Below are 26071 nucleotides of genomic sequence, written 5' to 3' on the forward strand. Positions count from 1 at the left end.
GGACTTATGAGATTCGGCCACATCCCCGTTCAGCGCTCCGATTCAGGGGCCCCATACGTCCGTTTCGGCTTGTCCGGTTTCGGGCGTTGAGCATTTGGCCCGTCAGTGACCGTGGGCGCCGGTTTCCTCAGCAGATTGCGCAGGAACAGCGGGGCCAGACCGGATAGCGGATTCACTGCAACTTTCGGCTGGGTCAGCGGGCCTGTCAGGGTGTAGTTAAAGCCAATCACACCCTCGCCCTTTTTGGTAAAGACGCTGCCGATCGCGTTCACCAGATAGATCGGAGAAATCGCGCCGCGCAGGTTCAGCAGTCCGGCCACCGTATCGATCGTGCCGTCAAAGGACAGCCCCATCGATGGGCCTACAGCGCTGCCGCTGAGGACTTTGATCTCGGTCGGGGTGATCCGCATACGGCTTTCGATGGTTGAGAAAAAGATACCTTGCCCCGCCATTTCATCTATCAACCCAACAAGGCTGATGGCGTTCAGCAGTGCAGCCATGGCCGGGGCGTCCGTGATCCGCGTGTTGGTAATTTTCAGGATGACGTCATAGGTTCCCGGGCCTGCCACTGGTTCCAGTTGCAGGTCCAGAGACCCGCCGCGCGCCTGGGTGATCAAACCGGCTGATCGCAACACGGCGCCCGCATCGCCCGAGGTCAGGTTAACAGCGCTGCGGCCTGCACGCGGGGTAACCTGCCCGCGCACGGGGGCACCGCCGTTGACGCTGGCGGAAAAAGCACCCGTAATTCCTCCAGTGGTTTGAAACGCGCCGGTAAAGCCGGTCAGCGCCACGGATTCAGTTACCTGCAAGCGATCCAGTACAACGTCCAGCTTAGGCCCGTTACCCGAGCCTCCTCCGCCGCCACCGCCACCATCGCCAAACGTTGCCAGCCCCAAGTTAATGACGCCGCCCAGAACGCGGATATCGGGAACGGCAGTGCCACGGCCGACCAGTTCAGCCGGGACCGCCAGCCAGTTTCCCACCTCGAACGAGCTGAACTCAACGCGCTCGAAGTTTCCGGCTGCAAAGGAAATCGATGCTGTTGTACGCAGTCCCGCGGCGTCAAGTTTCAGTTCGTCCACACGCAACGCATCGCCCAAGGTCGCCGCAACTGTCATGGTTCCTTTTGTGCCTGGCCCTTTGCGCCAGCCCAGTTCAGGAATGGCCAGTGCGACACCTGACAGGTCGGATGTGGCCGTCAGTTTCGGCGGCTCGCCCGCGCCGATGCCCAGCGTAAGCTCGGCGCTGCCCCTGCCGGTCAGCATACCCCGCGGCAGGCCAGCCTTGATCTCGGTCATCAGCCGAGGGGACAGTTCGATCTGACCGGTCAGTTCGCTGCGCTGAGGTTCGGTGCCTCCGATCGGTTGCCGCCAGGTAGCTTGCATAGGTACGTCGCCAAACAGCCCCTGCCCGGCAACTTCCACTGCGGTTTGATCGCCAGTCAGCTTCAGCCGGTCCGCGCTGACCGAAAAGCCCGGCACCAGACGGTCACTTTGCACGTCACCGATTTCGCCCAGAAAGTGAAACTCGGTCTCTTCGAATTTCAGTCCCTTTTTCATCGGCAATGACAGGGTGCCGGTCAGGCTGACTTGACCCGATGCCAGATCTACCGGCAGGCCGGCCTTGCTCAGCAGTTCCAGCGGGGGCCGGTCCAGCAGCGACAATGCAGCCGTCGTGCTGCCAACAGCACTGATCCGTGTGATTGATGGCGACAGCTTCTTGATACCGGTATCCGGGATTATGAACGACGTGCCGGAGGCATCGATGGCACCGCCTTCATCAGCGATGACTTCGCCAGATTCGGCAGTGGCGGTAAACCGGCGGTTGATCAGACTGGCCTGACCTTGTGCGTTCTGAATCGGCGGCAAGGTTTTGGCAAAGCGGATCGTCGCCTCATCGAAACCAAAGTCCAGATAGATGTCTGGCTTGTTACCCGGTTGCAGACGCAACGCAAAATCAACGTCCGATAATTGCCCTTTATACACGTTCTCGGTCACCCAAAGCCTTGGCTTTGGCGCCAACAGCTCGGGCCAGTAATTCATTAACTGATCCGAATCCATATTGTCGAGATGAGCGTCAAGTTTGGCCGCCCAGCCCTCTGGCTTGCCAATCAATTGCCCTGTGGCAAACAATCTGTGATCGGCATCTTCAACCGTCATCTGCCCGAGCCGCATCTCGAACGGGTTCAGCTTCATCTGGATATCCAGATCCGCGCGCGCCAGTTTCAGCGGTTCCGGGAACAGGCCAGCGGGGTTGATGTTAATGCTGCTGAGCCGCAGTTGCGACGTCAGGCTGTCCAACGCACCGTTTTCTATGCCCTGCAGGAACGCTTTGCCCTCTGCTTTTATTGATCCCCAGGCAGAGACCACAGACACTTCGTTAAAATCCAGCTCTTGCTGAACGGGATTATAGGTAAAGTAGGTCCGGGCTGAATCGAATGGTATGGGCCGTGTTTCCTGTGTCGGCTGCACCGCACCCGACCCAAGGTTAAGTGTTGCGAACAACGGCCCAAGCGCGGCGTTGCCGTCGATACTACCGCGCAGGGCCCCGGAAATTGGCGCTTTGAGAACCTGCAGCCAGGACAGCGCAAGGCTTTGGCTGGCAAGGTCCTCGGCCGGCAGGTCGGTGATGGTAAACCCGAACTGTGCCTGCGGCGTACCCAGAACGCTGGTATAGTTGGCCTCGATCGAACTGGCATAGTCACGGCCGGTCAAAATGGAAAACCCGGTGGCGAGCCGCATTTCATCTCCGCTGCGGGTCATCGTGATGTGGCCGCCGTCAAAAACCCAGGCCCGCCCCAGCCGCAGGTCCTGATAGTCCAGCGTCAACGATTCCAGCTCAACCGATCTAAGACCCGACAGGATGGGAGACAGGAAAACGTCATCCGAGGCCTCGATAAGCTGCGCCAGGTCAGGTGCCTGCTGCACCGGGGCACTGCCCGATCCAACCGTCAGCGACAGCGCCCCATCCACCCCGCGCGTCAGTGCGATCTGCGCATCCCTCAGGATGATGCGCCGTGGTCGGATCTGCCCCCTCAGCAACCCGCGCATGGACAGGCGTGTGCGCATATCCGCCACCTGGGCAATCTGCTGACCCGCGGCATCGCTGATTGTCACATCGGTCAGCCTGATCCGGGGGCGCCAATCTTCGTTCACGATGAAACTGGCGTCGCCAAAACGAAACTGCAGCCCGCCGAGGCTGTGCTCGAGCCGTTGCTCGACCTTTTTCTTGACCCATTCCGGCGCGTGCAAGTTCTGTCCAAACAGAAAGAACCAACCTGCGAGGACCAATAGACCAACGGACAGAGTGGTCCCAAGCGACCAATGCGCAGCCTTTCGACGGCGCGACCGGCGGCGCGGAGGTTTCTCCGGCTGCGTCGCACTGCTGTCTTTGTGCTGCACCAATTTTCTATCCACGCCTTTCAACCCGCCGACACCGCCCTATGATGTCGGGCAGCCCATAAAAAACTTTAGCGGAGTTTCCAATGCCCGACGTTACAGACATCGCCCCTGATTTCACATTACCCCGCGACGGAGGCGGCGAGGTGACGCTGTCAGACCTGCGCGGCGGCACCGTCGTTCTGTTCTTCTATCCCCGCGATGATACGCCGGGCTGCACCAAGGAATCCATCGGTTTCTCGGAACAACTTCAAGCCTTTGCGGATGTGGGCGCTCAAGTTTTCGGCATCTCGCGCGATAGTGTCGCCAAGCATGACAAGTTTGTCGCCAAACACAGCCTGACCACGCCGCTTCTGTCGGACGAGGGGTCTTCGGTCTGTGAGGACTATGGCGTGTGGGTCGAAAAGAACATGTATGGTCGCAAGTCGATGGGGATCGAGCGGTCGACCTTTGTGATTGGCAGCGACGGTAAGATCGCCCATGCCTGGCGCAAGGTGAAAGTGCCCGGCCATGTTGATGAGGTTCTGGAGGCCGTGCGCGCCCTGTGACCCTCTCGACCACGGTCGCCATCCGGTTTATGACCCGCGCATCCAAGTAATCGGAGAGTGCTGGTGCCCAAAACCCTGACCCAGATGGCGACCGAAGTTCTGAACACGGCGAACGGGCGGGAAAAAACCGCCCTGTCCAAACGCCATGCCGCCGCGTGGTTTGCGTCCCGAAAGGGTGAGGCCCCCGCAATTGAGGTCGGAACAGCCACCCCTCCACTGCAACCCGCCCGTCCGGATCAGCCCGAGCTGCTGTCCCCCCGCGAAGTTCCAAAACGCAAACCCGGCACTCCTGCTGGCCGCGTCGCCCTGCTGCACGCGGTTGCTCATATCGAATTGAACGCCGTTGACCTGCATTGGGACATCATCGCTCGGTTCGGTCACGTCCCGATGCCCATTGGTTTCTACGATGACTGGGTCAAATGCGCCGAAGAAGAATCACGCCATTTCGAGATGGTCTGCGACTGTTTGGAACAGATGGACAGCCATTACGGCGCCCTGCCCGCCCATGCCGGTATGTGGCGGGCCGCCGAAGACACCACCCAAGACCTGATGGGTCGGCTGGCGGTTGTGCCCATGGTGCTGGAAGCGCGCGGGCTGGACGTAACGCCCGGCATGATCGACATCTTTCGCAAGGCAAAGGCCGATCAAGCTATTGCCGCGCTAGAAGTGATTTATGCCGAAGAGGTCGCCCATGTCGCCTATGGTTCAAAATGGTTCCACTTTCTGTGCGGACGCGAGAATGCCGACCCCAAAGAAGTATTCCACAAACTGGTCCGGCGCTATTTCCACGGGGTGCTGAAACCACCTTTCAACGAGGAAAAACGCGCGGAGGCCGGGCTACCGCCTGATTTCTACTGGCCCCTGACCGAAGACCTGCCGCCGCCCGGCCAAGCGTAATAAACACGCTCAAGTTGACGTTATCGGCAATTTCCCGCCGAGAATTGGCTGGAATAACACCCTTTGTTGTGTGAACTGGTTAACAAACTTGCCCAAATCAAACGGGACCTCTATGCACTTCGCCCAAGGGACGGCTATCGCTCACGACCGGTCCCGATCTTGGGGATGAGAGGTAAGGACGCGTGCGAACCCGTCTTGCAATCAAATTACACTCGCTGCTCGAGCGGCATTTCCCGGAACGCCGGGTCTTTCTGAAATCTGACAATGACACACGGTTCATCCGACTCAGTTCGGAAACTCAGTTATTTGCTGTCGCCGGGGTTGCAGTGATCGTTGGCTGGACCACGGTTGCAACGGCAATCCTGCTGATGGATAGCATCGGATCAGGCAATTTCCGGGAACAGGCAAAACGCGATCAGGCGACCTATCAAGACCGCCTGAATATCCTATCGACAGAGCGCGACTCGCGCGCCCATGAAGCTCTGGCAGCACAAGACCGCTTTAATGCGGCGCTGGAGCAGATCTCGGCGATGCAATCGGAACTGTTGGCATCGGAAAATCGCCGCCGCGAGTTGGAAACCGGAATCGAAGTCATCCAGACGACCCTGCGCGCCACCATGAAACAGCGCGAAGATGCCCGGACCGAGCTGGCCAAAATGCAGCAGGATGGCGGTGACAGCGACATGTATATGGCTTCGGCCGCAGCCCCCCAGCAGATGGGTTTCATGACCGAGGCTTTGGTCCGTACTGCCGAAGAACGCGATCAGATCGCCGCCAATGCCCAGAACGCGCTGGACCAGCGAGACGAGCTTGAGCTGGAAATCCAGCTGATGCAGGAACGCAGCGATGAGATTTTCCGCCAGCTGGAAGAGGCCATGGTGATCTCGGTCGAACCGCTGGACAAGATGTTCCGCCAGGCCGGTATGCCCACCGACCGCATCATCGAAGAAGTGCGGCGCGGATACAGCGGTATGGGCGGCCCGCTGACCCCTTTATCCTTCAGCACGCGCGGTGAGGACCTGACCCCCGACGAGATCCGCGCAAACACTCTGCTGCAACAGATGGATCAGCTGAACCTGTACCGTATTGCAGCCGAAAAAGCGCCTTTTGCCAGCCCCGTGAATTCCGTCGTGCGGTTCACCAGCGGTTTTGGCACCCGGCGTGATCCCAAAACCGGTGGCCGCCGCATGCATAACGGTGTGGACTTCGCCGGAGCAACAGGAACGGACATCTTTGCAACCGCCGATGGAGTGGTGACGCACGCGGGCTGGCAGTCCGGTTTCGGACGTCTGGTAAAAATCAGGCACGCGTTTGGAATTGAGACACTTTACGCCCATAACACCAAGATACGGGTCAAGGTTGGTCAAAGGGTCTCGCGCGGGGATCATATTGCTGATATGGGTAGCACCGGACGGTCTACCGGCACGCATCTGCACTATGAGGTGCGTGCAAACGGAAAACCAGTTAACCCAATGACTTACATCAAGGCTGCGAGAAATGTTTTCTAAGAGCAAAATCAACGAGCCCGGAACCAACGCCCCCGAGGCAGCCAAGCCTGCCGCTCCGGCCACACCGGCAACCCCCGCACCGGCGGAAACCAAGGCCAGCACCGCGCCCAAGCCCAAGCCTCCGGCGTCGGTTTTGTCCTCTGACCTGCACATCACCGGCAACCTGAAGACGTCGGGTGACATTCAGGTCGAAGGCACGGTCGAAGGCGATATCCGCGCACATCTGCTGACCATCGGCGAAACCGCGACGATCAAAGGCGAAGTCACTGCCGATGACGTAGTCATAAATGGCCGCATCGTAGGCCGCGTCCGTGGCCTGAAGGTGCGCCTGACCTCGACCGCACGGGTCGAAGGCGACATCATCCACAAGACCATCGCAATCGAAAGCGGCGCGCATTTCGAAGGCTCCGTACAACGTCAGGACGACCCGCTGAACCCGGGCCGCAGCGGCAAATCGGGTGCCAACCCGGCGGCTGAAGTCAAGCAGTAACGCCAAGCGATATCAGACGAGCAAAGCGCCGCAGCCTAGCCTGCGGCGTTTTTCATTTAACGGGCTGACTTGATCATAAATTCCGGTTCCAAGCCCAGAATGGTCCGTATAGAGTTCTGACATGTTGATCTTTTTTGCCCTTCTGCTGATGGTCGCAGGCTTTTTTTTGTATCGCCATTGGTCCAAATCCCAGGCCCGCCATCAGCTTTTGGCCACCCCCCTGACAGACCATCAACGCGCCATCATCGACCTGCAGGTGCCGCTTGTTCGGCGACTTCCAACCGATTTGCGGGCCAATCTGGATGGCAAGGTCAACCTGTTTCTGGACCAGGTCAGCTTTTTTGGCTGTGACGGGCTGGACGTTACCGAAGAGATGCAGCTAGCCATTGCCGCGCAGGCCTGCCTGCTGATCGTCAACAGCGACCTGTGGTACGACCATCTGACCACCATCCTGATCTATCCCAGCGCCTTTAAGTCCCGACAGCGCAGGCAGGACGGCTATGTCGTCAGCGAAAAAGAGATCGTGCGTACCGGCGAAAGCTGGGACCGTGGGCCGGTGATCCTGTCTTGGTCTCATAGCGCGCAAGGGGCGTTGGATGACCGGGACGGCCAGAATGTCGTGCTGCACGAGTTTGCCCATCAGATTGATGACCTGTCCGGCGGCACCAACGGTGTCCCGATCCTGAGCAACGGGCAGAGCTTTGCCGAATGGGAAAGCGTGTTCCTGACTGCCTATGACGCCCATGTCCGCGCCGTCGAGCATGGCCAGCCGACAGTCATCGACCCCTATGGTGCGACGGGCCACGAAGAGTTCTTTGCCGTCTCGGTCGAGGTGTTCTTTGAACAGCCCCAGCAACTGAAAAGGGCCGTCCCAGAAGTGTACGAGCAGCTGTCCAAACTGTTCCGGCTGGACCCCGTCACCTGGCGCTGAGCCCCTGCCACACAGCCTTGATTGCAGGCAATTTCGCGAAAACAACTTTTTGAGTTACCCTGAAACCTATTGTTTTCAGGAGGGCTTTTCATGTCATCAAAACTCATGGCCGAATTCTTCGGTACGTTCTGGCTGGTGCTGGGTGGTTGCGGAAGCGCTGTACTGGCGGCAGGCGTTGCGGATGTCGGTATCGGCTGGCTGGGTGTTTCCTTTGCCTTTGGCCTGACCGTCCTGACCATGGCCTATGCGGTCGGTCACATCTCTGGCGGGCATTTCAACCCGGCGGTCAGTCTGGGCTTGATGATCGGAGGCAGGTTCCCGGCCAAAGACCTGCTGCCCTATTGGATCGCGCAGGTGATCGGAGCAATCTTGGCGGCAACAGTGCTGTATGTGATCGTCAGCGGCGCGCCCGGGTTCGAAGGTGTCGGCGGATTTGCCTCGAACGGGTATGGGGCCGCGTCACCCGAGGGCTATTCGTTGATGTCCGCGCTTGTGATCGAGATCGTCCTGACCGCGTTCTTCATCATGATCATTCTAGGCGCCACATCTGAAAGAGCACCCGCAGGCTTTGCCCCGATTGCCATCGGGTTGGGCCTGACGCTGATCCACCTGATCTCGATCCCGGTGACAAACACGTCCGTGAACCCGGCACGGTCCACAGGGGTTGCCCTGTTCGCCGATGGCCCAGCGCTTGCGCAACTGTGGCTGTTCTGGGTGGCTCCCCTGATCGGCGGCGCAATCGGTGCGCTGATCTGGAAGGCTATGGGCGAAGATTAACCGTCCACGTCAGAAAAAAGGCCCCGAAGTGATATATGTTTCGGGGCCTTTTTTTATTCGATTGGCTTCACGCTTTTCATCACATCAGGCTGACCGATGACCGCGCCATTTGGGCCATCGCCCCGCTTGATCGCATCCACAACCTCCATTCCGCCAGTCACCTCACCCACAACGGTGTATTGACCATCCAGAAACGGGCCCGGAGCAAACATGATGAAGAATTGTGAATTGGCGCTGTTGGGATCCTGAGCCCGTGCCATGCCGATCACACCGCGATCAAAGGTGATATCCGAAAACTCGGCCGGCAGATCGGGCCGGTCGGACCCTCCGGTCCCCGCACGGCGCATGTCACCACCCAGCTTGCCGTGCTCGACATCGCCGGTCTGGGCCATAAAACCGTCGATGACCCGATGAAAGACGACCCCGTCATACTTGCCTTCGCCAGCCAGTGTCGAAATCTGCTCGACATGTTTGGGGGCTATGTCCTCGAACAGATCGACGGTGATGGTGCCGTTGGCCCCTTCGCCCTCGATCTCGATCTCAAGGCCTGTGGCCAGCGCGGGGCTGGCCATCAGGGCAAATACGGCAGCCAGTTTATACATCTGCCGCGACCTTGACGCTGATCATGCGATCCGGGTTCGCAGGCGGTTCACCTTTGGTGATGGCGTCCACATGCTCCATCCCATCAATCACGCGGCCATAAACTGTGTACTGACCGTTCAGGAAGTGATTGTCCTTGAAATTGATGAAGAACTGCGAGTTTGCCGAATCCGGGTTCTGCGACCGTGCCGCGCCCAGGGTGCCACGATCATGCGGCAGCTTCGAGAACTCAGCCGGTACATTCGGCAGCGAAGAACCGCCCGTGCCTGCCATGCGCAGGTTGAACCCATCTTCCATATCGCCGTGCTGCACATCACCGGTCTGGGCCATGAAGCCGTCGATCACACGGTGAAAAGCCACGTTGTCATATTCACCACCGCGTGCCAGTTCTTTCATCCGGGCGCTGTGCTGCGGAGCAACATCCGGCAGCAGCTCGATGACGACGTTGCCGCCCGTCAGTTCGACGATGATTGTGTTTTCGGGATCCTTGATCTCGGCCATGTGGCCCTCCTGTCATTAGTCTTGGGCAAATACCTATTCCCCGGGCGCGTGAAAGCCAAGTGACGCATTGACCTGAAGGCAAAATGCAGGAAAAGAACCGCCTAAACCCTATTCACATTTCCGAGGATTGCACCATGAGCTGGAAGACACTGGACGATATGGACCTGAACGGCAAACGCGTGCTGGTGCGCGTTGATATCAATGTTCCGGTTGTGGACGGGGTTGTAACCGATGCTACGCGCATTCAACGTATCGTGCCATCGGTCAAAGACATCCTTTCGGCTGGCGGCAAACCGATCCTGCTTGCTCATTTCGGACGTCCGGGCGGTGAACGGCGCGAGAACCTGTCGCTGAAACAGCTGGTCCCGACGCTTGAAGCAGCTTTCGGCGTCGAGGTTCTGTTTGCCGCCGATTGCGTCGGCACCGAGGCTGAACTGGCCGCTGAACAACTGCAACCCGGTCAGGTCCTGCTGTTGGAAAACACCCGCTTTCACGCCGCAGAAACCAAAAACAACTCTGATCTTGCGGCGGGAATGGCCAAACTGGGCGAGGCCTACTGCAACGACGCGTTCTCGGCCGCGCACCGCGCGCACAGCTCGACCGAAGCCATTGCGCGCCTGCTGCCGGCCTGCGCCGGACGCTTGATGCAGGCCGAGCTGGAAGCACTTGAAGGTGCTCTTGGAGCACCCAAACGGCCCGTTACTGCAGTTGTTGGGGGGGCGAAGGTTTCGACCAAGCTGGAACTTCTGGGCAATCTTGTCGACAAAGTAGACTATCTGGTGATTGGCGGTGGCATGGCCAACACCTTTCTGGTCGCCAAGGGCCTGAACGTCGGCAAGTCTCTGGCCGAAACCGCAATGAAAGACATGGCTGTCGAGATTTTGGCCAAGGCCAAAAGCTCTGGGTGCACGATAGTCCTGCCTGTCGACATTGTGGTCGCTGAAAAGTTCGAAGCCAACGCACCGCATCAGGTTCTGCCCGCTGATCAATGTACCGATGACGGCATGATCCTGGATGCCGGGCCGGAAAGCGTTGCCGCCATCACCGAGATTTTCGCCAAAAGCCAGACCCTGATCTGGAATGGCCCGCTTGGCGCGTTCGAGATTGAACCTTTTGATGCCGCCACCAACGCAGCCGCCCTGAAAGCCGCAGCACTTACGCGATCTGGGCAGCTGATTGCGGTTGCTGGTGGCGGGGACACGGTCGCGGCGCTGAACGCATCGGGTGCGGCCAAGGATTTCTCTTATATTTCAACCGCGGGTGGTGCGTTCCTTGAATGGATGGAAGGCAAGGCATTGCCCGGGGTTGCGGCACTGGAAGGCTGAAAAAGACCGCCACACCACATTTTGTCGAATCAGGGGATTCACAAGCCGAATCACCTGTGACATAGTGCAAACAGATGCCCGCAAAGGGCACGTTTTTGAGGCAGACTTCATACGGCGGTAAACAGAGTGTCCCGTTCCCATCGGCCCGGTTTGGGCGCAGTCGTTTTCTTCATGGTAGCGTTTATGCTGGGTGTGTATTTCACCTTTGCTGCCGTGCAGGGCGACTATGGCCTGTTCCGACGGGTCGAGATTGCAGCGGAACGGGACGCTCTGTCGCGCGATCTTGCCAAGCTTGACGGCGAGATCACCGAGATGGAAAACCTGACGCGCCGCCTGTCTGACACCTATCTGGATCTGGACCTTCTGGATCAACAGGCGCGCTCGGTTCTGGGCATGATCCGCTCGGATGAGATCGTAATCCGCTGATCCTCACATACTGCAACAGATAGGCTGCGCGGGCGCTGTCGCTGCGTCACATTTCCCCTCGCCAGAATGCCCGAAATGCTTTATGAAATAGTTTAACGCTAAACTATCTTGCCGAGAGGGGGAGATCGCCACTATGGCTGCGCGAAAAACCACAAAGAAACCAAATGTTTCTGCGGAAGAACTGACCACCTTTTATCGCGAGATGCTGCTGATCCGCCGATTCGAGGAAAAGGCAGGCCAGCTGTATGGCATGGGTCTGATTGGCGGCTTCTGTCACCTTTATATCGGGCAAGAAGCCGTTGTTGTCGGCCTGGAGGCTGCGGCCGAAGAAGGTGACAAGCGGATCACCTCTTACCGCGATCACGGCCACATGCTGGCCTGCGGAATGGAACCCGGCGGCGTGATGGCCGAACTGACCGGACGCGAGGGTGGATTGTCCAAGGGCAAAGGCGGCTCTATGCACATGTTCTCGAAAGAGAAGAACTTCTACGGTGGTCATGGCATCGTTGCTGCCCAGGTACCTCTGGGTGCTGGTCTTGCCTTTGCCGATAAGTACAAGGGTAATGGACGTGTGACCTTTGCCTATTTCGGCGACGGTGCGGCGAACCAGGGTCAGGTTTATGAAACCTTTAACATGGCTGCACTTTGGGACCTGCCCGTTGTGTTTGTGATCGAGAACAACCAATACGCTATGGGCACCTCTCAGGCGCGCTCGACCTCGACCAAGGACATCTACCATCGCGGCGAGGCCTTTGGCATCCCGGGTGAGATCGTCAACGGCATGGATGTTCTGGCGGTCAAAGAAGCCGGTGAAAAGGCTGTGGCCCACTGCCGTGCTGGTAAGGGCCCCTACATTCTAGAAATCAAAACCTACCGCTATCGCGGCCATTCGATGTCCGACCCGGCCAAGTACCGTACCCGCGAAGAGGTTCAGAAAGTCCGCGAACAAAGCGACCCCATCGAACATGTGCGCGAGCTGCTGCTGTCCGGCAAACACGCAAGCGAGGATGACCTGAAGGCGATCGACAAAGAGATCAAAGAGATCGTCAATCAGGCCGCAGAATTCTCGAAAGAAAGCCCCGAGCCGTCGCTGGACGAGCTCTGGACAGATATTTACGCCTGAGAGGACGAATAAGACATGGCAACCGAAATTCTCATGCCCGCCCTTTCACCAACGATGGAAGAAGGCACATTGGCCAAATGGCTGGTCAAAGAAGGCGACACCGTATCAAGCGGTGACATCATGGCCGAGATTGAAACCGACAAGGCGACGATGGAGTTCGAAGCCGTCGATGAAGGCATCGTTGGTAAGATCCTGATCGCTGAAGGCACCGAGGGGGTCAAGGTAAACACCCCCATCGCGGTTTTGATCGAAGAAGGCGAAGACGCCTCCGCCCTGCCCGTGGCTGCGCCCGCAGCCGTCGTGACCGAGGCCGCCCCTGCGACGGTTGAGGCCGCTGCTTCTGCGTCGGCCCCCGCCGCACCGGTGGTGGACCACTCGCCCGACTGGCCCGCAGATGCCGAGATGACGCAAGTGACCGTGCGCGAGGCTTTGCGTGATGCAATGGCCGAGGAAATGCGCGACGACGAAGATGTTTTCCTGATGGGCGAAGAAGTCGCCGAATATCAGGGCGCGTACAAAATCTCGCAAGGGCTGCTGGACGAATTCGGCGGCAAACGCGTGATCGACACGCCAATCACTGAACACGGGTTCACCGGTATTGCGGTTGGGTCCGCCATGGCTGGATTGAAGCCAATTGTCGAGTTCATGACCTTCAACTTCGCGATGCAAGCGATGGACCAGATCATCAACTCGGCTGCCAAGACACTTTACATGTCCGGCGGTCAGATGGGATGTCCAATCGTGTTCCGGGGTCCTAACGGTGCTGCAGCGCGCGTCGCAGCCCAGCACTCTCAGGATTACACGGCATGGTACATGCAGGTGCCTGGGCTGAAAGTGGTCGCACCCTATTCGGCAGCAGATGCCAAAGGCCTGCTGAAATCCGCCATTCGCGATCCCAACCCGGTGGTCTTTCTGGAAAACGAAATCCTCTACGGTCGATCCTTCGACATGCCAAAGGTGGATGACCTGACCATCCCGCTGGGCAAGGCCCGCATTTGGCGCGAAGGCTCGGACGTGACAATCGTCAGCTTTGGCATCGGCATGCAGTTCGCGCTGGAAGCCGCGGACAAGCTAGCCGAAGACGGCATCAGTGCCGAGGTGATCGACTTGCGCACCATCCGCCCGATGGACACCGGTGCGATCATCAATTCGGTGATGAAAACCAACCGTTTGGTGACCGTCGAAGAAGGTTGGCCGCAGGGCTCGGTCGGCAGCTACATCTCATCCGTGGTGATGCAGGAAGCGTTCGACTACCTCGACGCGCCCGTCATCAACTGCACCGGCAAGGACGTGCCCATGCCCTATGCCGCGAACCTCGAAAAACTGGCGCTGGTGACCACCGATGAGGTGATCGCCGCCGTCAAGCAAGTGACTTACCGGTAAGGAGCGACACAGATGCCCACAGAAATTCTGATGCCCGCCCTTTCACCGACGATGGAGGAAGGCACGCTTGCCAAATGGCTGGTTAAGGAAGGCGACACCGTCTCCTCTGGCGACCTGCTGGCCGAGATCGAAACCGACAAGGCCACGATGGAGTTCGAGGCCGTGGACGAAGGCACCATTGGCAAGATCCTGATCGCTGAGGGAACCGAAGGGGTCAAGGTTAACACCATCATTGCGGTTCTGCTGGAAGATGGCGAAAGCGCTGGTGATATCGCGACAACTCCCGCCACGACGCCCGAAGCGGCACCTGCCGCCGCGGGCAACGAGGCGGCCGCGCCAGCGGCCCCCGAGGCGCCTGCACCAGCCCCGGCCTCTCCAATCAAGGCGGATGGTGGACGTGTTTTTGCGTCACCTCTGGCCCGTAGGATTGCTGCACAGAAAGGTCTCGATCTGGGGCAGATCATCGGTTCCGGCCCGCATGGGCGTATTGTGAAAGTCGATGTCGAAGGTGCAACTGCCACGGCTCCGGTTGCGGCACCTGCCGTTGCTGCCGCAGCGCCCGCTGCCCCAGTTCCGGCTGGACCTTCGGCGGATGCCGTCGCGCGGATGTATGAAGGGCGTGAATACGAAGAAATCAAGCTGGACGGTATGCGCAAGATCATTGCTGCGCGCCTGTCCGAGGCCAAGCAGACCATCCCGCATTTCTATCTGCGCCGCGACATCAAGCTGGATGCCCTGCTGAAATTCCGCAGCCAGCTAAACAAACAGCTGGAAGCGCGCGGCGTAAAGCTGAGTGTCAACGACTTCATCATCAAAGCCGTCGCCAACGCGTTGCAACAGGTTCCCGCCTGTAATGCTGTCTGGGCGGGCGACCGGGTACTGCAATTGAAACCGTCCGATGTGGCCGTTGCGGTCGCCATCGAAGGCGGGCTGTTCACCCCAGTGCTTCAGGATGCCGACACCAAATCTCTGTCCGCGCTGTCGACCGAAATGAAGGACCTCGCCGGGCGTGCACGCGAACGTAAACTGGCACCGCATGAATACCAGGGCGGCACCTTCGCTGTTTCGAACCTGGGCATGTTCGGCATCGACAATTTCGACGCCATCGTGAACCCGCCCCATTCGGGCATTCTGGCCGTCGGAACAGGTGTGAAAAAGCCGGTTGTGGGCGATGACGGAGAACTGACCGTTGCAACTGTCATGTCCGTCACCATGTCGGTCGATCACCGTGTTATTGACGGTGCTCTTGGTGCGCAGTTGCTGCAGGCGATTGTCGACAATCTGGAAAACCCGATGGTCATGCTGGCCTGATACGGAATCTGATCAATACAAAAGGCCGCTTCACACAATGAGGCGGCCTTTTTTTGTCTGTTGGTTCAGGCTTACTGGTCCTTGCCCAACATATGATCCATCGAGATCGAGGGCTGGTCGCACCCGGCCTCACCGACAATCTTGGCGGGAATTCCGGCAACGGTTTTGCAGGCTGGAACCTCTTGCAACACAACAGAGCCAGCTGCGATGCGGCTGCAAGGCCCCACTTCGATATTGCCCAACACCTTGGCACCAGCCCCGATCAGCACGCCATCACCGATCGTCGGATGACGCTGCTCTTCTTCTTTGCCAGTTCCACCCAGAGTGACCGAATGCAGCATCGAAACGTTGTCGCCAACGATAGCTGTTTCACCGATCACAATCGAATGTGCGTGGTCGATCATGATGCCCTTGCCGATTTTGGCGGCCGGGTGAATGTCGATGCCAAAAATCTCGGACGAGCGCATCTGGAAGAAATATGCAAGGTCATGTCGCCCCTTGTTCCACAGCCAGTGGGCAACGCGATAGGCCTGCATCGCCTGATAGCCCTTGAAGTACAGGATCGGCTGCAGCAGGCGGTGGCACGCTGGGTCGCGCTCGTAAACTGCCATCAGATCGGCGCGTGCCGCCTCTAGCAGTTTCGGATCGTCGGCATAAGCCTCATCGACGATTTCACGCAACACCATCATCGACATTTCGTTCGAGCACAGCTTGGCTGCGACCCGATAGGACAAAGCCCTCTCAAGGCTGCGGTGGTGCAGAATACAGGCATGGACCAGCCCACCCATCAGTGGCTCGTCTTCGACGGCCGCCTGAGCTTCGGTCGCTATGCGGTTCCAGACCGGGTCGACAGAGGTAACCTGACTGCGCTTTTCCAACATGGCTTTTGATCCTTTGCTGCGCCTAGAATGCCATTTAGTTACAAAAACACCAAACGCAAACCCGTGAACTGCAGGGTAACGAAAATGAATGACACTGTGTTGGCAGAATTCAAGGCGCGAATAAAGGCACGATTGTCAGCATTGGCCGAGCAATCCGTTTCTGGAAAAAAGGCTCAGGCCGTTGTCGAACTGGACCAGCAAGCCGTTGGCAGGTTGAGCAGAATGGACGCCCTTCAAAGCCAGGCCATGGCCAAGGCCCAACAAGCCAATCGCGACCTTGAAACGCATCGGTTGCAGATCGCGCTGAGCCGAATTCAAGAAGGTGAGTTTGGATACTGCGAAGATTGCGGCGATGAGATACCGGCTGGCCGGTTAAACCTGGATCTTGCTGCGACCAAATGTGTCAGCTGTGCGTCCGGGTAAGCTGACGCTCGATCAAATGCCGCAGAACCAACTCAAAGCACTGGCAATATTGCAGATTGTCGAAACTGGGTTCCTCCGCCAACTGCCGATTGCGGGCTGCAGCCATCAGGGACCCATTGCCGAACAAAGGATGCAACCGCCCCGTCTGACCGACATGTTTGTCGGCCAGTTCAGCTTCGCAGATCATGCGGGCGCATAGGCGATCGCGATCCTCTCGCGGCGCGATCAACAAGACTCGCGCCGCCGCAGTGACATCGCCGTGAAGGATCGGACGCATGCTAGAGGGTCACCTGACTGTCAGGTGGGCGAACAAGCCAGGCCCATAGCTGGCCGAGACCTGCGCCACCTGAACGTCGTAGGTACCGCTCACACCATCAGTCGTCTTCATTGCCGCTGTATATAGCCAGATTGGCTCAGTCACGATCTGTTCCCGAACCTGTGCCCCATTGGCCCAGACTTGTACGATGTAGGATTCGCTCTCTTCCGCAAGCGGTACCTCAAGACCGGCCCAATCGTCGCCATCCAGCCGTGTACGTCGAATCCACGTCAGATGATCCGGCGGAGAGCATTGCAATATCCCGCTGACCCCAAAGATCATTACATCGCGCACCTGATCGAAGGTCTCGCCCAGCAGCGCCACCCGACTGGCCACCCCTTTATCAAGAGGTTTCGGGCCTTCAACCACATGTCGCACCCATTCAGCCCCGGCCCGCGTCTTGCCTGCACCGCGCCCGCCCATAATGACCCAGGACCGCCAGTCGCCTTCGGGCGGCACCTGATGCGGCAGCGCCCAGAACTCGAACAGGAAAGGAAGGGCGCACAGCCCCCCCTCCCCGATCTCACTCAGAAATCTGTCCCGAACCGCAGCATCGGCGGAGGCGAGCCAACCTGCACCCGACCTCAAATCGAGCGCGCTCAAGGTCGATTGCGTATCCACCTTGGGCAATTCCGGCCTGTCTGTGATGTTGTTCGACAAAGCTTGTCTCCACTTTCTGGCAACTTCGGATCAGCCCCTCTAACTGCCCAAGTTGCTTGCCTGTACCAGCAAGATCTGCATCCTCCCCGGTTCCGATCTGCCTGCGCAATTCTTCCGCTGCTTGGCGCAGACCGCGAATGGATGTCTCAAGCGACTGCAAAAGTTCCGCCGTCTGGGACATACGCCCTTCCGGGGTAATCAAAGTCATGTTTGCCTGTGACCTCATGCGTGAGTGTTTCCGCACGAGAGAAACGAAAAACGGCCACCGAGTTACCCCGGGGCCGTTGCCCACCTCTTCTAGCATGACACAACTTATACGATAGTAAGCGCGCAAAGTCAAGATTTCGCGCAACAGCAGTGCAACATCCAACGCACTGTAAAGTCGATTATTTTTTACACTTTGGGCCGTGCACTACTCGAAATCCTTCCTCAAATAAAAGCGCCTTGTACGAATATGCAACCTCCGCATCCTTAGAACCCTCAAAGGAAAGGAAACGATCTCGGCAACACCTTCCACAATCAGGAAAGTTATTCTCGCCCCGATCCCGCCATGCTCTTCCATAAATTCATCCTCTTCGCAAAGAGCCTTCGACCTCTTTGCTTTGGGGAACGGAGTATCAGGGTTGTTAAAACTGCAAGGCTTGGAACCCATCTTTTTTCCTATCAAAAAGTGGCTGCCTGTTGACGGTGAACAGCGCAAATCCAATTGACTACGACCGGTCTAACAGTCAAAAATCGATCATGAAACGAGACGTATTGAAGGGTTCATTTCATTATTGAAAAGAATGGAAATTGGGATGACCTCCGCCTTTTCCTTGCTGTAGCGCGTGAGGGTGGGCTGTCGGCAGCGGCCCGCGCAACAGGTAGCAGTGCTGCTACATTGGGTCGGCGCATGTTTGCCATAGAGCGCAGTTTAGGGTGTGATCTCTTTCATCGACACGACAGAGGGTATGAGTTAACGCGCGACGGCGAGCGTTTGCTTTCAGACCTTTCTTCGATTGAACCACAGATATTACGGGTATTGGCATCGACCTCCCAGACGCAAAAACCTCTGGTCAAAGTGTCGGCTGGAACCTGGACAACACATTTGTTGCTCTCTCACCTTCGAGAAATTGTCGGTGAACCACCTGACATCCGTCTAAGGTTCCTGTCCAGCGAGCAGGACTTGAGCATTCTTCAGCGTCAGATCGTGATTGGGTTCCGAAACCGACGACCCACTGAAGACGGGCTAGCTGGCCAAAAGCTGAATCAGGTGCAGTTCGCTCCGTACGGAACTTCCAATGCCCCCGAGCAATGGATCAAAGTGCTGGCGGACACGCCATCTGCACGGTGGTTGGACAAAAGAACCGGCGCCGATGCGGTGTGTGAAGTCAAGTCACCGCGGGACAGCCTGGACTTAGCTCTTTCTGGCGTAGGGCATGCTTTGCTACCCACATTTATTGGTGAGAAATTCCCTGAGCTGACCCAAGTCGGCAACATCATTCCCGAACTCTCACACGACCAGTGGCTTGTCACACATCAGGATGACCGCAGTCTTCCAGAGGTGCGCAGAACAATTGATCGGATGCGGGCTGTGATACTAACGCGCGGGCTGAGCTGACCCTCGACTTGACATTTCTTCCCCAAACCTTCATGTGCCCCACAAGACAGCGCTGAAGCGTGAGCATCGGTGGCCCCTGTTCGGCCCCCACAGCGCAAAACTTTTCTCCGGTTCCCATTCACGCAGGGTTCTTGATGCGATGGCCAGACACTGCAGGATTCGCCTGTGCGTCCCGAGGCCTTGCAAAGCCCCTGCCCGGTCGCGCTCTTCGCGTGGCCAGTCTCTCTTGTCCGCGCTGATCTGTCAGCGCGGATTACAAAGGAATGTTATTTGTTCGACTTCGACATGCTGGGCCTTGCCCCGGCTCTGAATGACGCGCTGAAAAGCGCCAAGTTTACGCAACCTACCCCGATCCAGAACCAAGCGATCCCGCTGGCCATGAAAGGCCACGATATTCTTGGCCTGGCTCAAACCGGCACAGGCAAGACTTTAGCTTTTGGCCTGCCGCTGATCGATCACCTTTTGGCTCAGCCCGGCAAACCGGCCCCGAAAATGGCCAAGGCACTGATCCTGGCGCCGACCCGCGAACTGGTTAACCAGATCGCCGACAGCCTGCGCAACCTGACGAAAACCACAAAACTGCGCGTCGCAACCGTTGTCGGCGGGCAGTCCATCAGCAGGCAAATCTCGTTCCTGGCACGTGGTACCGACATTCTCGTCGCCACTCCGGGTCGCCTGATCGACCTGATGGAGCGCCGCGCCGTTGACCTTAGCTCGGTTCGGCATCTTGTGCTGGATGAGGCGGATCAGATGCTGGATATGGGCTTTATTCACGCCCTTCGCAAAATCGCACCGCGACTGGGCACCCCGCGTCAGACTATGCTGTTTTCAGCCACGATGCCGAAACAAATGGAAGAACTAAGCCAAGCCTATCTGACCAACCCACAGCGGGTTCAGGTCTCGCCTCCGGGTAAAGCGGCTGACAAAGTCATGCAATCGGTGCACTTCGTCAGCAAACCTGAAAAGCCAAAGAAACTGCGCGAAATTCTATCTCGGGATCTGGACGCCCTCACGCTAGTCTTTGCACGCACGAAACATGGTGCCGAAAAGCTGATGAAAGGCCTTGTGGCTGATGGCTTCAACGCGGCCTCGATCCACGGCAACAAAAGCCAAGGTCAGCGCGACAGGGCCATCAAGGCGTTCCGGGCTGGGGAAATCAACGTTCTGGTTGCCACGGACGTGGCCGCACGAGGGATTGATATCCCCGGCGTCGCCTATGTGGTCAACTACGATCTGCCCGATGTGCCTGACAACTATGTCCACCGCATCGGTCGTACGGCGCGTGCCGGTCGTGACGGTGAAGCCATCGCCTTTTGCGCACCTGATGAGCTGGACCAACTGCTCCAGATCCAGAAAGTGATGAAGATCGAAATACCGGTCGCCAGTGGCAAGATGCCGGAATTCGCCGAGGCGAAGAAGCCCAGCAAACGTGGCGGATTCCGGGGGCGCGGCTCCAAGCCACATGGGGCCAACACAGGTTCAAAGCCGGCACCGTCAAAGCGGCGTCGCCCACGTCGGCGTCCTGCTGCGTAAGGTGTGAGTTCAGCGAGCTGCCCAATAGGCAGCTCGTTTTTCTTTAGTTGCCCGAGCTCTGACGCTCGGCCTCAATCTCGCGCCATTTGGCTACGTTGCGGTTGTGCTCTTGCAGCGTTTCGGCAAATGCGTGCCCTCCTGTGCCATCAGCAACAAAGAAGACATAATCAGTCTGTTCCGGAGCAACTGCTGCCTCAAGACTGGCGAGACCAGGGTTGGCAATTGGTGTCGGCGGCAAACCGTCAATCACATAGGTATTCCAGGGCGTTGCCCGGCGCAGCTCACTCCGGCGCAGGCCACGCCCCAAAGTACCCTGACCTTTGGTGACACCATAGATCACCGTCGGGTCCGTTTGCAGCTTCATGCCCTGCTCCAGCCGGTTCACAAAGACGCTGGCAACCTGGCCACGTTCTTGCGGGACACCGGTTTCCTTTTCGATGATCGAGGCGAGGATCAACATCTCTTCTGGGCTGTTGATCGGCAGACCGTCCTGACGGCTTTCCCAAACCGCGTTAATCCGCAGCTGCTGTCTGTCCTGCATCTTTTGCAGAACTGCGTTGCGATCATCGCCTGCTGTCAGATCATAGCTGTCGGGGGCCAACATGCCTTCGGTCGGGATTGCGCTCACCTCACCCGTCAATGCATCAATGCCCTTCAACGCTTCGGCCACCTGCCACGAGGTCACGCCTTCGGCCACTGAGACACGGTACCGTGTATCTGCATCCTCCCGCTTTTCGGTATAAGTGGCAGGGGCTTCGTCCTCGGCAGCATCGAAGCTGGCGATTTCAACGAAATCCAGTGTCGCCGGGTCCAGTTCCCGCACCCGGGTCTGAATTCGTGTGACGCCAATGCGGTATTCAATCTCGGATCCGCAAGTGCTGGCACCGCTGCTGGTGATCTCGTCGATTATGTGTTCCATCGAGGCACCCTCGCGGACCAGAAAACTGCCTGCTTTCAGTTGCGCAGCTTTGTCCGTGTAATCCGCCGCCATCCTGAAGATCATCGCGCTGCTGATAGCTCCCTGATCTTCAAGCTCGCGACTGACGTCCCCCATGTTTGAGCCGCCTATGACCTGCAGACAAATGGCAGTTTCCAGCGGGCCCGCATCTTTGTAACGCGACTGACCCCACAGGATAAGGCCACCCACCATAAACAAACCGACCACCAAAACGGTCAGCGCATTTGACGCAAGAGCCCGCCACATCTAGCTGACCTTTCCGAAAATCACGCTGGCGTTGGTGCCACCAAACCCGAACGAGTTCGACAGCGCCACGTTGATCTCACGTTCGCGCTTAGCATTCGGGGCAAGGTCAATTGGGGTTTCAACGGCTGGGTTGTCCAGATTGATAGTCGGTGGCGCAACCTGATCACGGATCGCGAGGATCGAGAAGATCGCCTCAATCGCACCGGCAGCCCCCAAAAGGTGACCCGTCGCCGATTTGGTCGAGGTCATGGTGGCACTGCTGGCATGGTCACCCAGCAGGCGTTCTACCGCACCCAGCTCAATCGTGTCCGCCATGGTCGAGGTGCCGTGAGCATTGATGTAATCCAGATCCGTAGGCTCCAGCCCGGCGCTGCGCAGCGCGGCCCGCATTGAGCGTTCGGCACCGTCGCCATCCTCGGACGGCGCGGTGATGTGATAGGCATCACCGGACATGCCATAGCCCAGAACCTCGGCATAGATCTTCGCACCCCGTGCTTTGGCGTGCTCGTATTCTTCCAGAACCACAATGCCAGAGCCTTCGCCCATGACAAACCCGTCGCGATCCTGATCATAGGGACGGCTGGCCGCTTTGGGGTTGTCGGCATACTTGGTCGACAGCGCCTTGCAGGCGTTAAAGCCCGCAATGCCAATTTCACAGATGCAGCCTTCGCCGCCGCCTGCAACCATCACATCCGCATCACCCGCACGGATAATCCGGCTGGCGTCACCAATGGCGTGCGCCCCGGTCGAACACGCAGTTACAACCGAGTGGTTCGGCCCCTTGAACCCGTGACGGATCGAAACCTGACCGGACGCCAGATTGATCAGCGCCCCGGGAATAAAGAACGGGGACACCCTGCGTGGACCTTTGTCGCGGATCAGGTTGGCCGTTTCGGCAATGGACCCAAGGCCACCAATCCCGGAACCAATCAGAACACCAGTACGCAGGCGCGCCTCTTCGTCCTCGGGCAGCCAATCCGCATCCTGACAGGCCATATCGGCCGCCGCGATGGAATACAGAATAAAATCTTCGATCTTGCGCTGCTCTTTTGGCGGCAACCAATCGTCGGGATTAAATGTCCCATTGGTCCCGTCTCCGCGCGGGACTTCGCAGGCATAGGTCGTGGTGACCCCGCTTGCCTCTGCATCGAACTGAGTGATCGGACCTGCACCGGATTCCCCGTCCAACAGCCGCGACCAAGATTCCTCGACCCCGCTGGCTAAAGGAGTGACCAATCCCAGACCAGTTACAACGACTCTGCGCATGAAGTGCCTCTTGCCTGCTTCCTGTTATGAGAACCGCTCATACCCCGGCCCGGGGTCCGGGGGCAAGAGCAACGGTGTACAGTGTTCCGGCATCAACCCGCCAGTGATGGCAATTTCGGGCCAACGCAACGAGATGCCGACAGAAAAGAAAAACCGCCCCTTGCACGAACCGGCGAGAGGCGGCTTTTTTGCTTTCCCTATAGTTTACTGGAACTGCGCCACAGGTTCCCGGGCCGTTTTGGCCACTTCAAGAACATCGGCAAGCATCAGAGACTTGCGGAAAAGCGCGCGTCCGACAATTGCCCCGGATATGTTGTGAATATACGCCAAGCGTGAGATATCATCGACGGTGCGCACAACGCCGCTGGCAATCACTGGTGTGCGGGATTTCTCGGCCAGGCCGGAAATCAGCCCCAGCTGAGCCTCAACATCTTCAACATCGCTGTCGATATCAGTGACAAGAATCGCTGCAAATGGAGTGCCAGCAAACGCTTCGATAAACGCATCGGGCGTAAACGCACTTTGACTGCGCCAGCCTTCAGTCATGACCTGGCCTTGCCAAACATCCACTGCCAGAACGATTTGATCCGGGTACAGCTTGGCCAGCTCTTTCACCAGGTTCGGATCCCACGCCGCCAAAGTGCCGATTACAATCCGCCCTGCGCCCTTGCCGATCCAGTGTTCAACCTGTTCACGCGTGCGCATACCACCAGCCAGCTGGACAGGGATCTCGGCCGAGCGAATGATCTCTTCGACCAGTTCAGCGTTTGTGTCGCGCCCTTCGATCGCATCGAAGTCGGTCAGGTGCATCCATTCCGCACCTTCAGCGGCCCAGCTGCGCGCTGTTTCAACGGGATTCACGTGCCAAATCATGGCATCGTCCAAACGGCCCTTGTCCAGTGTCACGCACCGGCCGTTCTGCAGTTCCATAGTGGGGTAAATCCTCATGAGCCTGTTCCTCCGCTCAATCGTTTTCAAATCCACTATAACATACACACCAAGATGTCCTTGGCTTTTACCAGTATCGGCAAACTACGGACGTTTTGCGGCATCGGCACAATTCTGCGTATCAGTTGCGCGCCGGCGGCCCGTTTCTTTTGAACAGATGAACTGGGGTGTCTCTGTAGTCGCATTCACGCATCGAGACATAACCAAGTTTTTCCGCCAGTTTTTGCGAGGTTACGTTAGTGGCGTCGATCATCGCGACCAAAGGGCCAGGCATAATTCGGTCAAACCACTCATGCGCAGCCTGAGCCGCTTCCAGACCCAGCCCCTGTCCTTGCGCTTCGGGAACAAGTATCCAGCCCGCCTCGGGGAAGTTGTCAAAGTCTTCGCCCATTTCGCGGTTTGCGTAGAAAAATCCAGACTGGCCGATCATTTGCCGATTCGATTGCTGGACAACTGCCCATTGCCCGAATCCGGCCATTTGCCAGTGCCCTGCATTCCGCAGAAAAGAATCCCATGCTTCGCCCCGCGACCGTGGTTGCCCACCGACATGCCGCACGATGCAAGGGTTCCGCCAAATCTCGGCGAACCGGTTGAAATCCTCGGGTCGCATGGCGCAGAGCGTCAAGCGTGCCGTGTTTATCATTGGGGTGGATCGTATCATGCCCTGCCCGCTCTGAAAAATTGCGCCTCAGGCGAAACGTTGCGAACGAAAGGGCGGCCTGACAAGCCTGAATTGTAAACAATTATAAAAAAACGGCGCCTCCGTTGCCCGGAAGCGCCGCTTTTTGACGATCTCTCAGCGTTTAGGACGCTTCAGAGATGAATTTGACGGCGTCGCCAAAGGTCTGGATGGTTTCGGCTGCGTCATCCGGAATCTCGATGCCGAACTCTTCTTCGAAGGCCATTACCAGCTCAACAGTGTCCAGGCTGTCTGCGCCCAGATCGTCGATGAAGGACGCGTTTTCCGTCACTTTGTCTTCTTCAACACCCAGGTGCTCAACAACGATCTTTTTAACGCGATCTGCGACGTCGCTCATGTCTATTCCTCATTCCATTTCAGGGCATAGTGCCCGGTTCAGCCCTTGCCCGCTCAGGCTGGCTTTGATTTGCCCGGTCTGGGCGGTTTAGGTCCCCGATTACCGGGAAAGTAGAAGGCCGACCTTTTTGGTCGACCCCTGCATTCATGCGCCGCCTATAGCACAGACAACGCCCAAGGCAAACGCTTTCGCGCCCGCCTCGATCCGCGCTCACAACATGGCCATACCACCGTTCACATGCAAGGTGGTTCCGGTAACATATCCGGCTTCGGTACTGGCAAGGTACAAAACTGCCGACGCAATTTCCGCTGCATCACCCATACGTCCGGCGGGCACTTGCTGCAAAATGCCGGACTTCTGATCATCAGTCAGCTTGTCGGTCATGGCCGTGGTGATGAATCCGGGCGCAACCGCGTTGGCCGTGATGCCGCGACTGGCGACTTCATAGGCCAGCGATTTGGTCATGCCGATCATACCCGCCTTGGACGCGGCATAGTTGGCCTGACCAGGATTGCCGGTGGCACCCACAACGGACGAGATGTTGATGATCCGCCCCCAGCGCGCCTTCATCATGCCGCGCAACACACCTTTGCACAGCATCGCGGTCGAGGTCAGATTGACGTCAATCACGCTCTGCCATTCTTCATCCGACATGCGCATGAACAGGTTATCGCGGGTGATGCCCGCGTTGTTGACCAGAATGTCAACCGAACCCATCACCTCGGCGGCCTGTTTCGGCAGGGCAGCCACGGACTCGGCATCGCTGAGGTTACACGGCAGGACATGCGCCCGTTCACCCAGTTCAGCGGCCAGTGTCTGCAGCGGCTCAACCCTTGTGCCCGACAACCCAACCGTTGCCCCCGCACCGTGCAGAACACGCGCGATCTCACCGCCGATGCCACCGGATGCGCCGGTGATCAATGCGGTCTTACCTGTCAAATCAAACATTCGATTTCCCTCTTGGCGCGTCTCTTGCGGCGCGCGT

General features: G+C 58.1%; 25 protein-coding genes and 1 pseudogene. 14 read left to right on the forward strand and 12 right to left on the reverse strand.

Going from position 1 to position 26071, the window contains the following annotated elements; translation table 11 throughout:
- Nucleotides 1-29: 29 nt before the first annotated feature.
- Entirely contained in the window at nt 30-3416 is a 3387-nt protein-coding gene (locus tag RUM8411_RS01480) for a YhdP family protein (protein ID WP_234995105.1), read from the reverse strand.
- Between the two features lie 68 nt (nt 3417-3484).
- On the opposite strand from RUM8411_RS01480, the gene RUM8411_RS01485 reads away from it, so the two are divergent.
- The 6 genes from RUM8411_RS01485 (at nt 3485) to aqpZ (ending at nt 8549) form a co-directional block, all read left to right on the forward strand.
- A complete protein-coding gene (locus RUM8411_RS01485) occupies nt 3485-3946 on the forward strand; it encodes a peroxiredoxin (protein WP_085820861.1) in 462 nt (153 codons plus the stop codon).
- Between the two features lie 84 nt (nt 3947-4030).
- Nucleotides 4031-4843 carry a ferritin-like domain-containing protein gene (locus RUM8411_RS01490; RefSeq protein ID WP_085821077.1) on the forward strand — a complete coding sequence of 271 codons (813 nt, stop codon included), beginning with the start codon at nt 4031-4033 and terminating at the stop codon, nt 4841-4843.
- 182 nt (nt 4844-5025) lie between these two features.
- A complete protein-coding gene (locus RUM8411_RS01495) occupies nt 5026-6351 on the forward strand; it encodes a M23 family metallopeptidase (protein ID WP_085820862.1) in 1326 nt (441 codons plus the stop codon).
- Nucleotides 6341-6841 (forward strand): bactofilin family protein, encoded by a 501-nt coding sequence (locus RUM8411_RS01500; protein ID WP_085820863.1) that lies wholly within the window; start codon nt 6341-6343, stop codon nt 6839-6841. The genes RUM8411_RS01495 and RUM8411_RS01500 overlap by 11 nt, the downstream gene beginning before the upstream one ends.
- A gap of 121 nt (nt 6842-6962) precedes the next feature.
- Complete coding sequence (locus tag RUM8411_RS01505; RefSeq protein WP_085820864.1) at nt 6963-7772, forward strand: M90 family metallopeptidase; 810 nt, start codon at nt 6963-6965, stop codon at nt 7770-7772.
- A 90-nt stretch (nt 7773-7862) separates the two neighbouring features.
- Complete coding sequence (gene aqpZ / locus RUM8411_RS01510; RefSeq protein WP_085820865.1) at nt 7863-8549, forward strand: aquaporin Z; 687 nt, start codon at nt 7863-7865, stop codon at nt 8547-8549.
- Nucleotides 8550-8602: 53 nt separating this feature from the next.
- Here the strand turns inward: aqpZ and RUM8411_RS01515 are convergent, their stop codons facing one another.
- Nucleotides 8603-9151 carry a peptidylprolyl isomerase gene (locus RUM8411_RS01515; protein WP_085820866.1) on the reverse strand — a complete coding sequence of 183 codons (549 nt, stop codon included), beginning with the start codon at nt 9149-9151 and terminating at the stop codon, nt 8603-8605.
- Nucleotides 9144-9650 carry a peptidylprolyl isomerase gene (locus RUM8411_RS01520; RefSeq protein WP_085820867.1) on the reverse strand — a complete coding sequence of 169 codons (507 nt, stop codon included), beginning with the start codon at nt 9648-9650 and terminating at the stop codon, nt 9144-9146. The genes RUM8411_RS01515 and RUM8411_RS01520 overlap by 8 nt, the downstream gene beginning before the upstream one ends.
- A gap of 134 nt (nt 9651-9784) precedes the next feature.
- Between RUM8411_RS01520 and RUM8411_RS01525 the strand changes: the two genes are divergently transcribed.
- From RUM8411_RS01525 to RUM8411_RS01545, 5 genes are all read left to right on the forward strand, one after another.
- A complete protein-coding gene (locus RUM8411_RS01525; RefSeq protein WP_085821078.1) occupies nt 9785-10975 on the forward strand; it encodes a phosphoglycerate kinase in 1191 nt (396 codons plus the stop codon).
- A gap of 126 nt (nt 10976-11101) precedes the next feature.
- Nucleotides 11102-11401 carry an FtsB family cell division protein gene (locus RUM8411_RS01530; RefSeq protein ID WP_200818521.1) on the forward strand — a complete coding sequence of 100 codons (300 nt, stop codon included), beginning with the start codon at nt 11102-11104 and terminating at the stop codon, nt 11399-11401.
- Nucleotides 11402-11534: 133 nt separating this feature from the next.
- Complete coding sequence (pdhA, locus tag RUM8411_RS01535) at nt 11535-12524, forward strand: pyruvate dehydrogenase (acetyl-transferring) E1 component subunit alpha (RefSeq protein WP_085820869.1); 990 nt, start codon at nt 11535-11537, stop codon at nt 12522-12524.
- A gap of 15 nt (nt 12525-12539) precedes the next feature.
- The gene (locus RUM8411_RS01540; RefSeq protein WP_085820870.1) at nt 12540-13907 is read left to right on the forward strand and encodes a pyruvate dehydrogenase complex E1 component subunit beta; all 1368 of its coding nucleotides are present in this window, start codon (nt 12540-12542) and stop codon (nt 13905-13907) included.
- A 12-nt stretch (nt 13908-13919) separates the two neighbouring features.
- Nucleotides 13920-15218 (forward strand): pyruvate dehydrogenase complex dihydrolipoamide acetyltransferase, encoded by a 1299-nt coding sequence (locus RUM8411_RS01545; RefSeq protein ID WP_085820871.1) that lies wholly within the window; start codon nt 13920-13922, stop codon nt 15216-15218.
- Nucleotides 15219-15289: 71 nt separating this feature from the next.
- Here the strand turns inward: RUM8411_RS01545 and cysE are convergent, their stop codons facing one another.
- Nucleotides 15290-16099: a serine O-acetyltransferase gene (gene cysE, locus RUM8411_RS01550; protein ID WP_085820872.1), complete on the reverse strand. Its 810-nt coding sequence runs from the start codon at nt 16097-16099 to the stop codon at nt 15290-15292.
- An 84-nt stretch (nt 16100-16183) separates the two neighbouring features.
- Between cysE and RUM8411_RS01555 the strand changes: the two genes are divergently transcribed.
- Nucleotides 16184-16522 (forward strand): TraR/DksA family transcriptional regulator, encoded by a 339-nt coding sequence (locus RUM8411_RS01555; protein ID WP_085820873.1) that lies wholly within the window; start codon nt 16184-16186, stop codon nt 16520-16522.
- On the opposite strand, the gene RUM8411_RS01560 is transcribed toward RUM8411_RS01555, so the two are convergent.
- Entirely contained in the window at nt 16503-16799 is a 297-nt protein-coding gene (locus RUM8411_RS01560; RefSeq protein WP_085820874.1) for a DUF7742 family protein, read from the reverse strand. The genes RUM8411_RS01555 and RUM8411_RS01560 overlap by 20 nt on opposite strands.
- 132 nt (nt 16800-16931) lie before the next feature.
- Nucleotides 16932-17426 (reverse strand): annotated as a pseudogene (locus RUM8411_RS01565) (terminase large subunit domain-containing protein); the annotation flags it as partial.
- 847 nt (nt 17427-18273) lie between these two features.
- Here RUM8411_RS01565 and RUM8411_RS01580 point away from each other — a divergent pair.
- Both RUM8411_RS01580 and RUM8411_RS01585 read left to right on the forward strand, forming a co-directional pair.
- The gene (locus RUM8411_RS01580; protein WP_234995116.1) at nt 18274-19098 is read left to right on the forward strand and encodes a LysR family transcriptional regulator; all 825 of its coding nucleotides are present in this window, start codon (nt 18274-18276) and stop codon (nt 19096-19098) included.
- Between the two features lie 270 nt (nt 19099-19368).
- Nucleotides 19369-20631, forward strand: coding sequence for a DEAD/DEAH box helicase (locus RUM8411_RS01585; protein ID WP_085821080.1), 1263 nt, complete (start codon nt 19369-19371; stop codon nt 20629-20631).
- A 43-nt stretch (nt 20632-20674) separates the two neighbouring features.
- On the opposite strand, the gene mltG is transcribed toward RUM8411_RS01585, so the two are convergent.
- The 6 genes from mltG to fabG all read right to left on the reverse strand — a co-directional run bounded on the left by mltG (nt 20675) and on the right by fabG (nt 26034).
- Nucleotides 20675-21835 (reverse strand): endolytic transglycosylase MltG, encoded by a 1161-nt coding sequence (gene mltG, locus RUM8411_RS01590; protein WP_085820877.1) that lies wholly within the window; start codon nt 21833-21835, stop codon nt 20675-20677.
- Entirely contained in the window at nt 21836-23101 is a 1266-nt protein-coding gene (gene fabF / locus RUM8411_RS01595; protein ID WP_085820878.1) for a beta-ketoacyl-ACP synthase II, read from the reverse strand.
- A gap of 204 nt (nt 23102-23305) precedes the next feature.
- A complete protein-coding gene (locus tag RUM8411_RS01600) occupies nt 23306-24049 on the reverse strand; it encodes a 1-(5-phosphoribosyl)-5-[(5-phosphoribosylamino)methylideneamino]imidazole-4-carboxamide isomerase (protein ID WP_085820879.1) in 744 nt (247 codons plus the stop codon).
- A 121-nt stretch (nt 24050-24170) separates the two neighbouring features.
- Nucleotides 24171-24710 (reverse strand): GNAT family N-acetyltransferase, encoded by a 540-nt coding sequence (locus RUM8411_RS01605; RefSeq protein ID WP_085820880.1) that lies wholly within the window; start codon nt 24708-24710, stop codon nt 24171-24173.
- Between the two features lie 142 nt (nt 24711-24852).
- Nucleotides 24853-25086 (reverse strand): acyl carrier protein, encoded by a 234-nt coding sequence (locus RUM8411_RS01610; RefSeq protein ID WP_005982462.1) that lies wholly within the window; start codon nt 25084-25086, stop codon nt 24853-24855.
- 210 nt (nt 25087-25296) lie between these two features.
- Nucleotides 25297-26034 (reverse strand): 3-oxoacyl-[acyl-carrier-protein] reductase, encoded by a 738-nt coding sequence (gene fabG / locus RUM8411_RS01615; protein WP_085820881.1) that lies wholly within the window; start codon nt 26032-26034, stop codon nt 25297-25299.
- Between the last annotated feature and the right edge of the window lie 37 nt (nt 26035-26071).

This window comes from Ruegeria meonggei, assembly GCF_900172215.1.
In the GTDB taxonomy this organism is placed as follows: domain Bacteria; phylum Pseudomonadota; class Alphaproteobacteria; order Rhodobacterales; family Rhodobacteraceae; genus Ruegeria; species Ruegeria meonggei.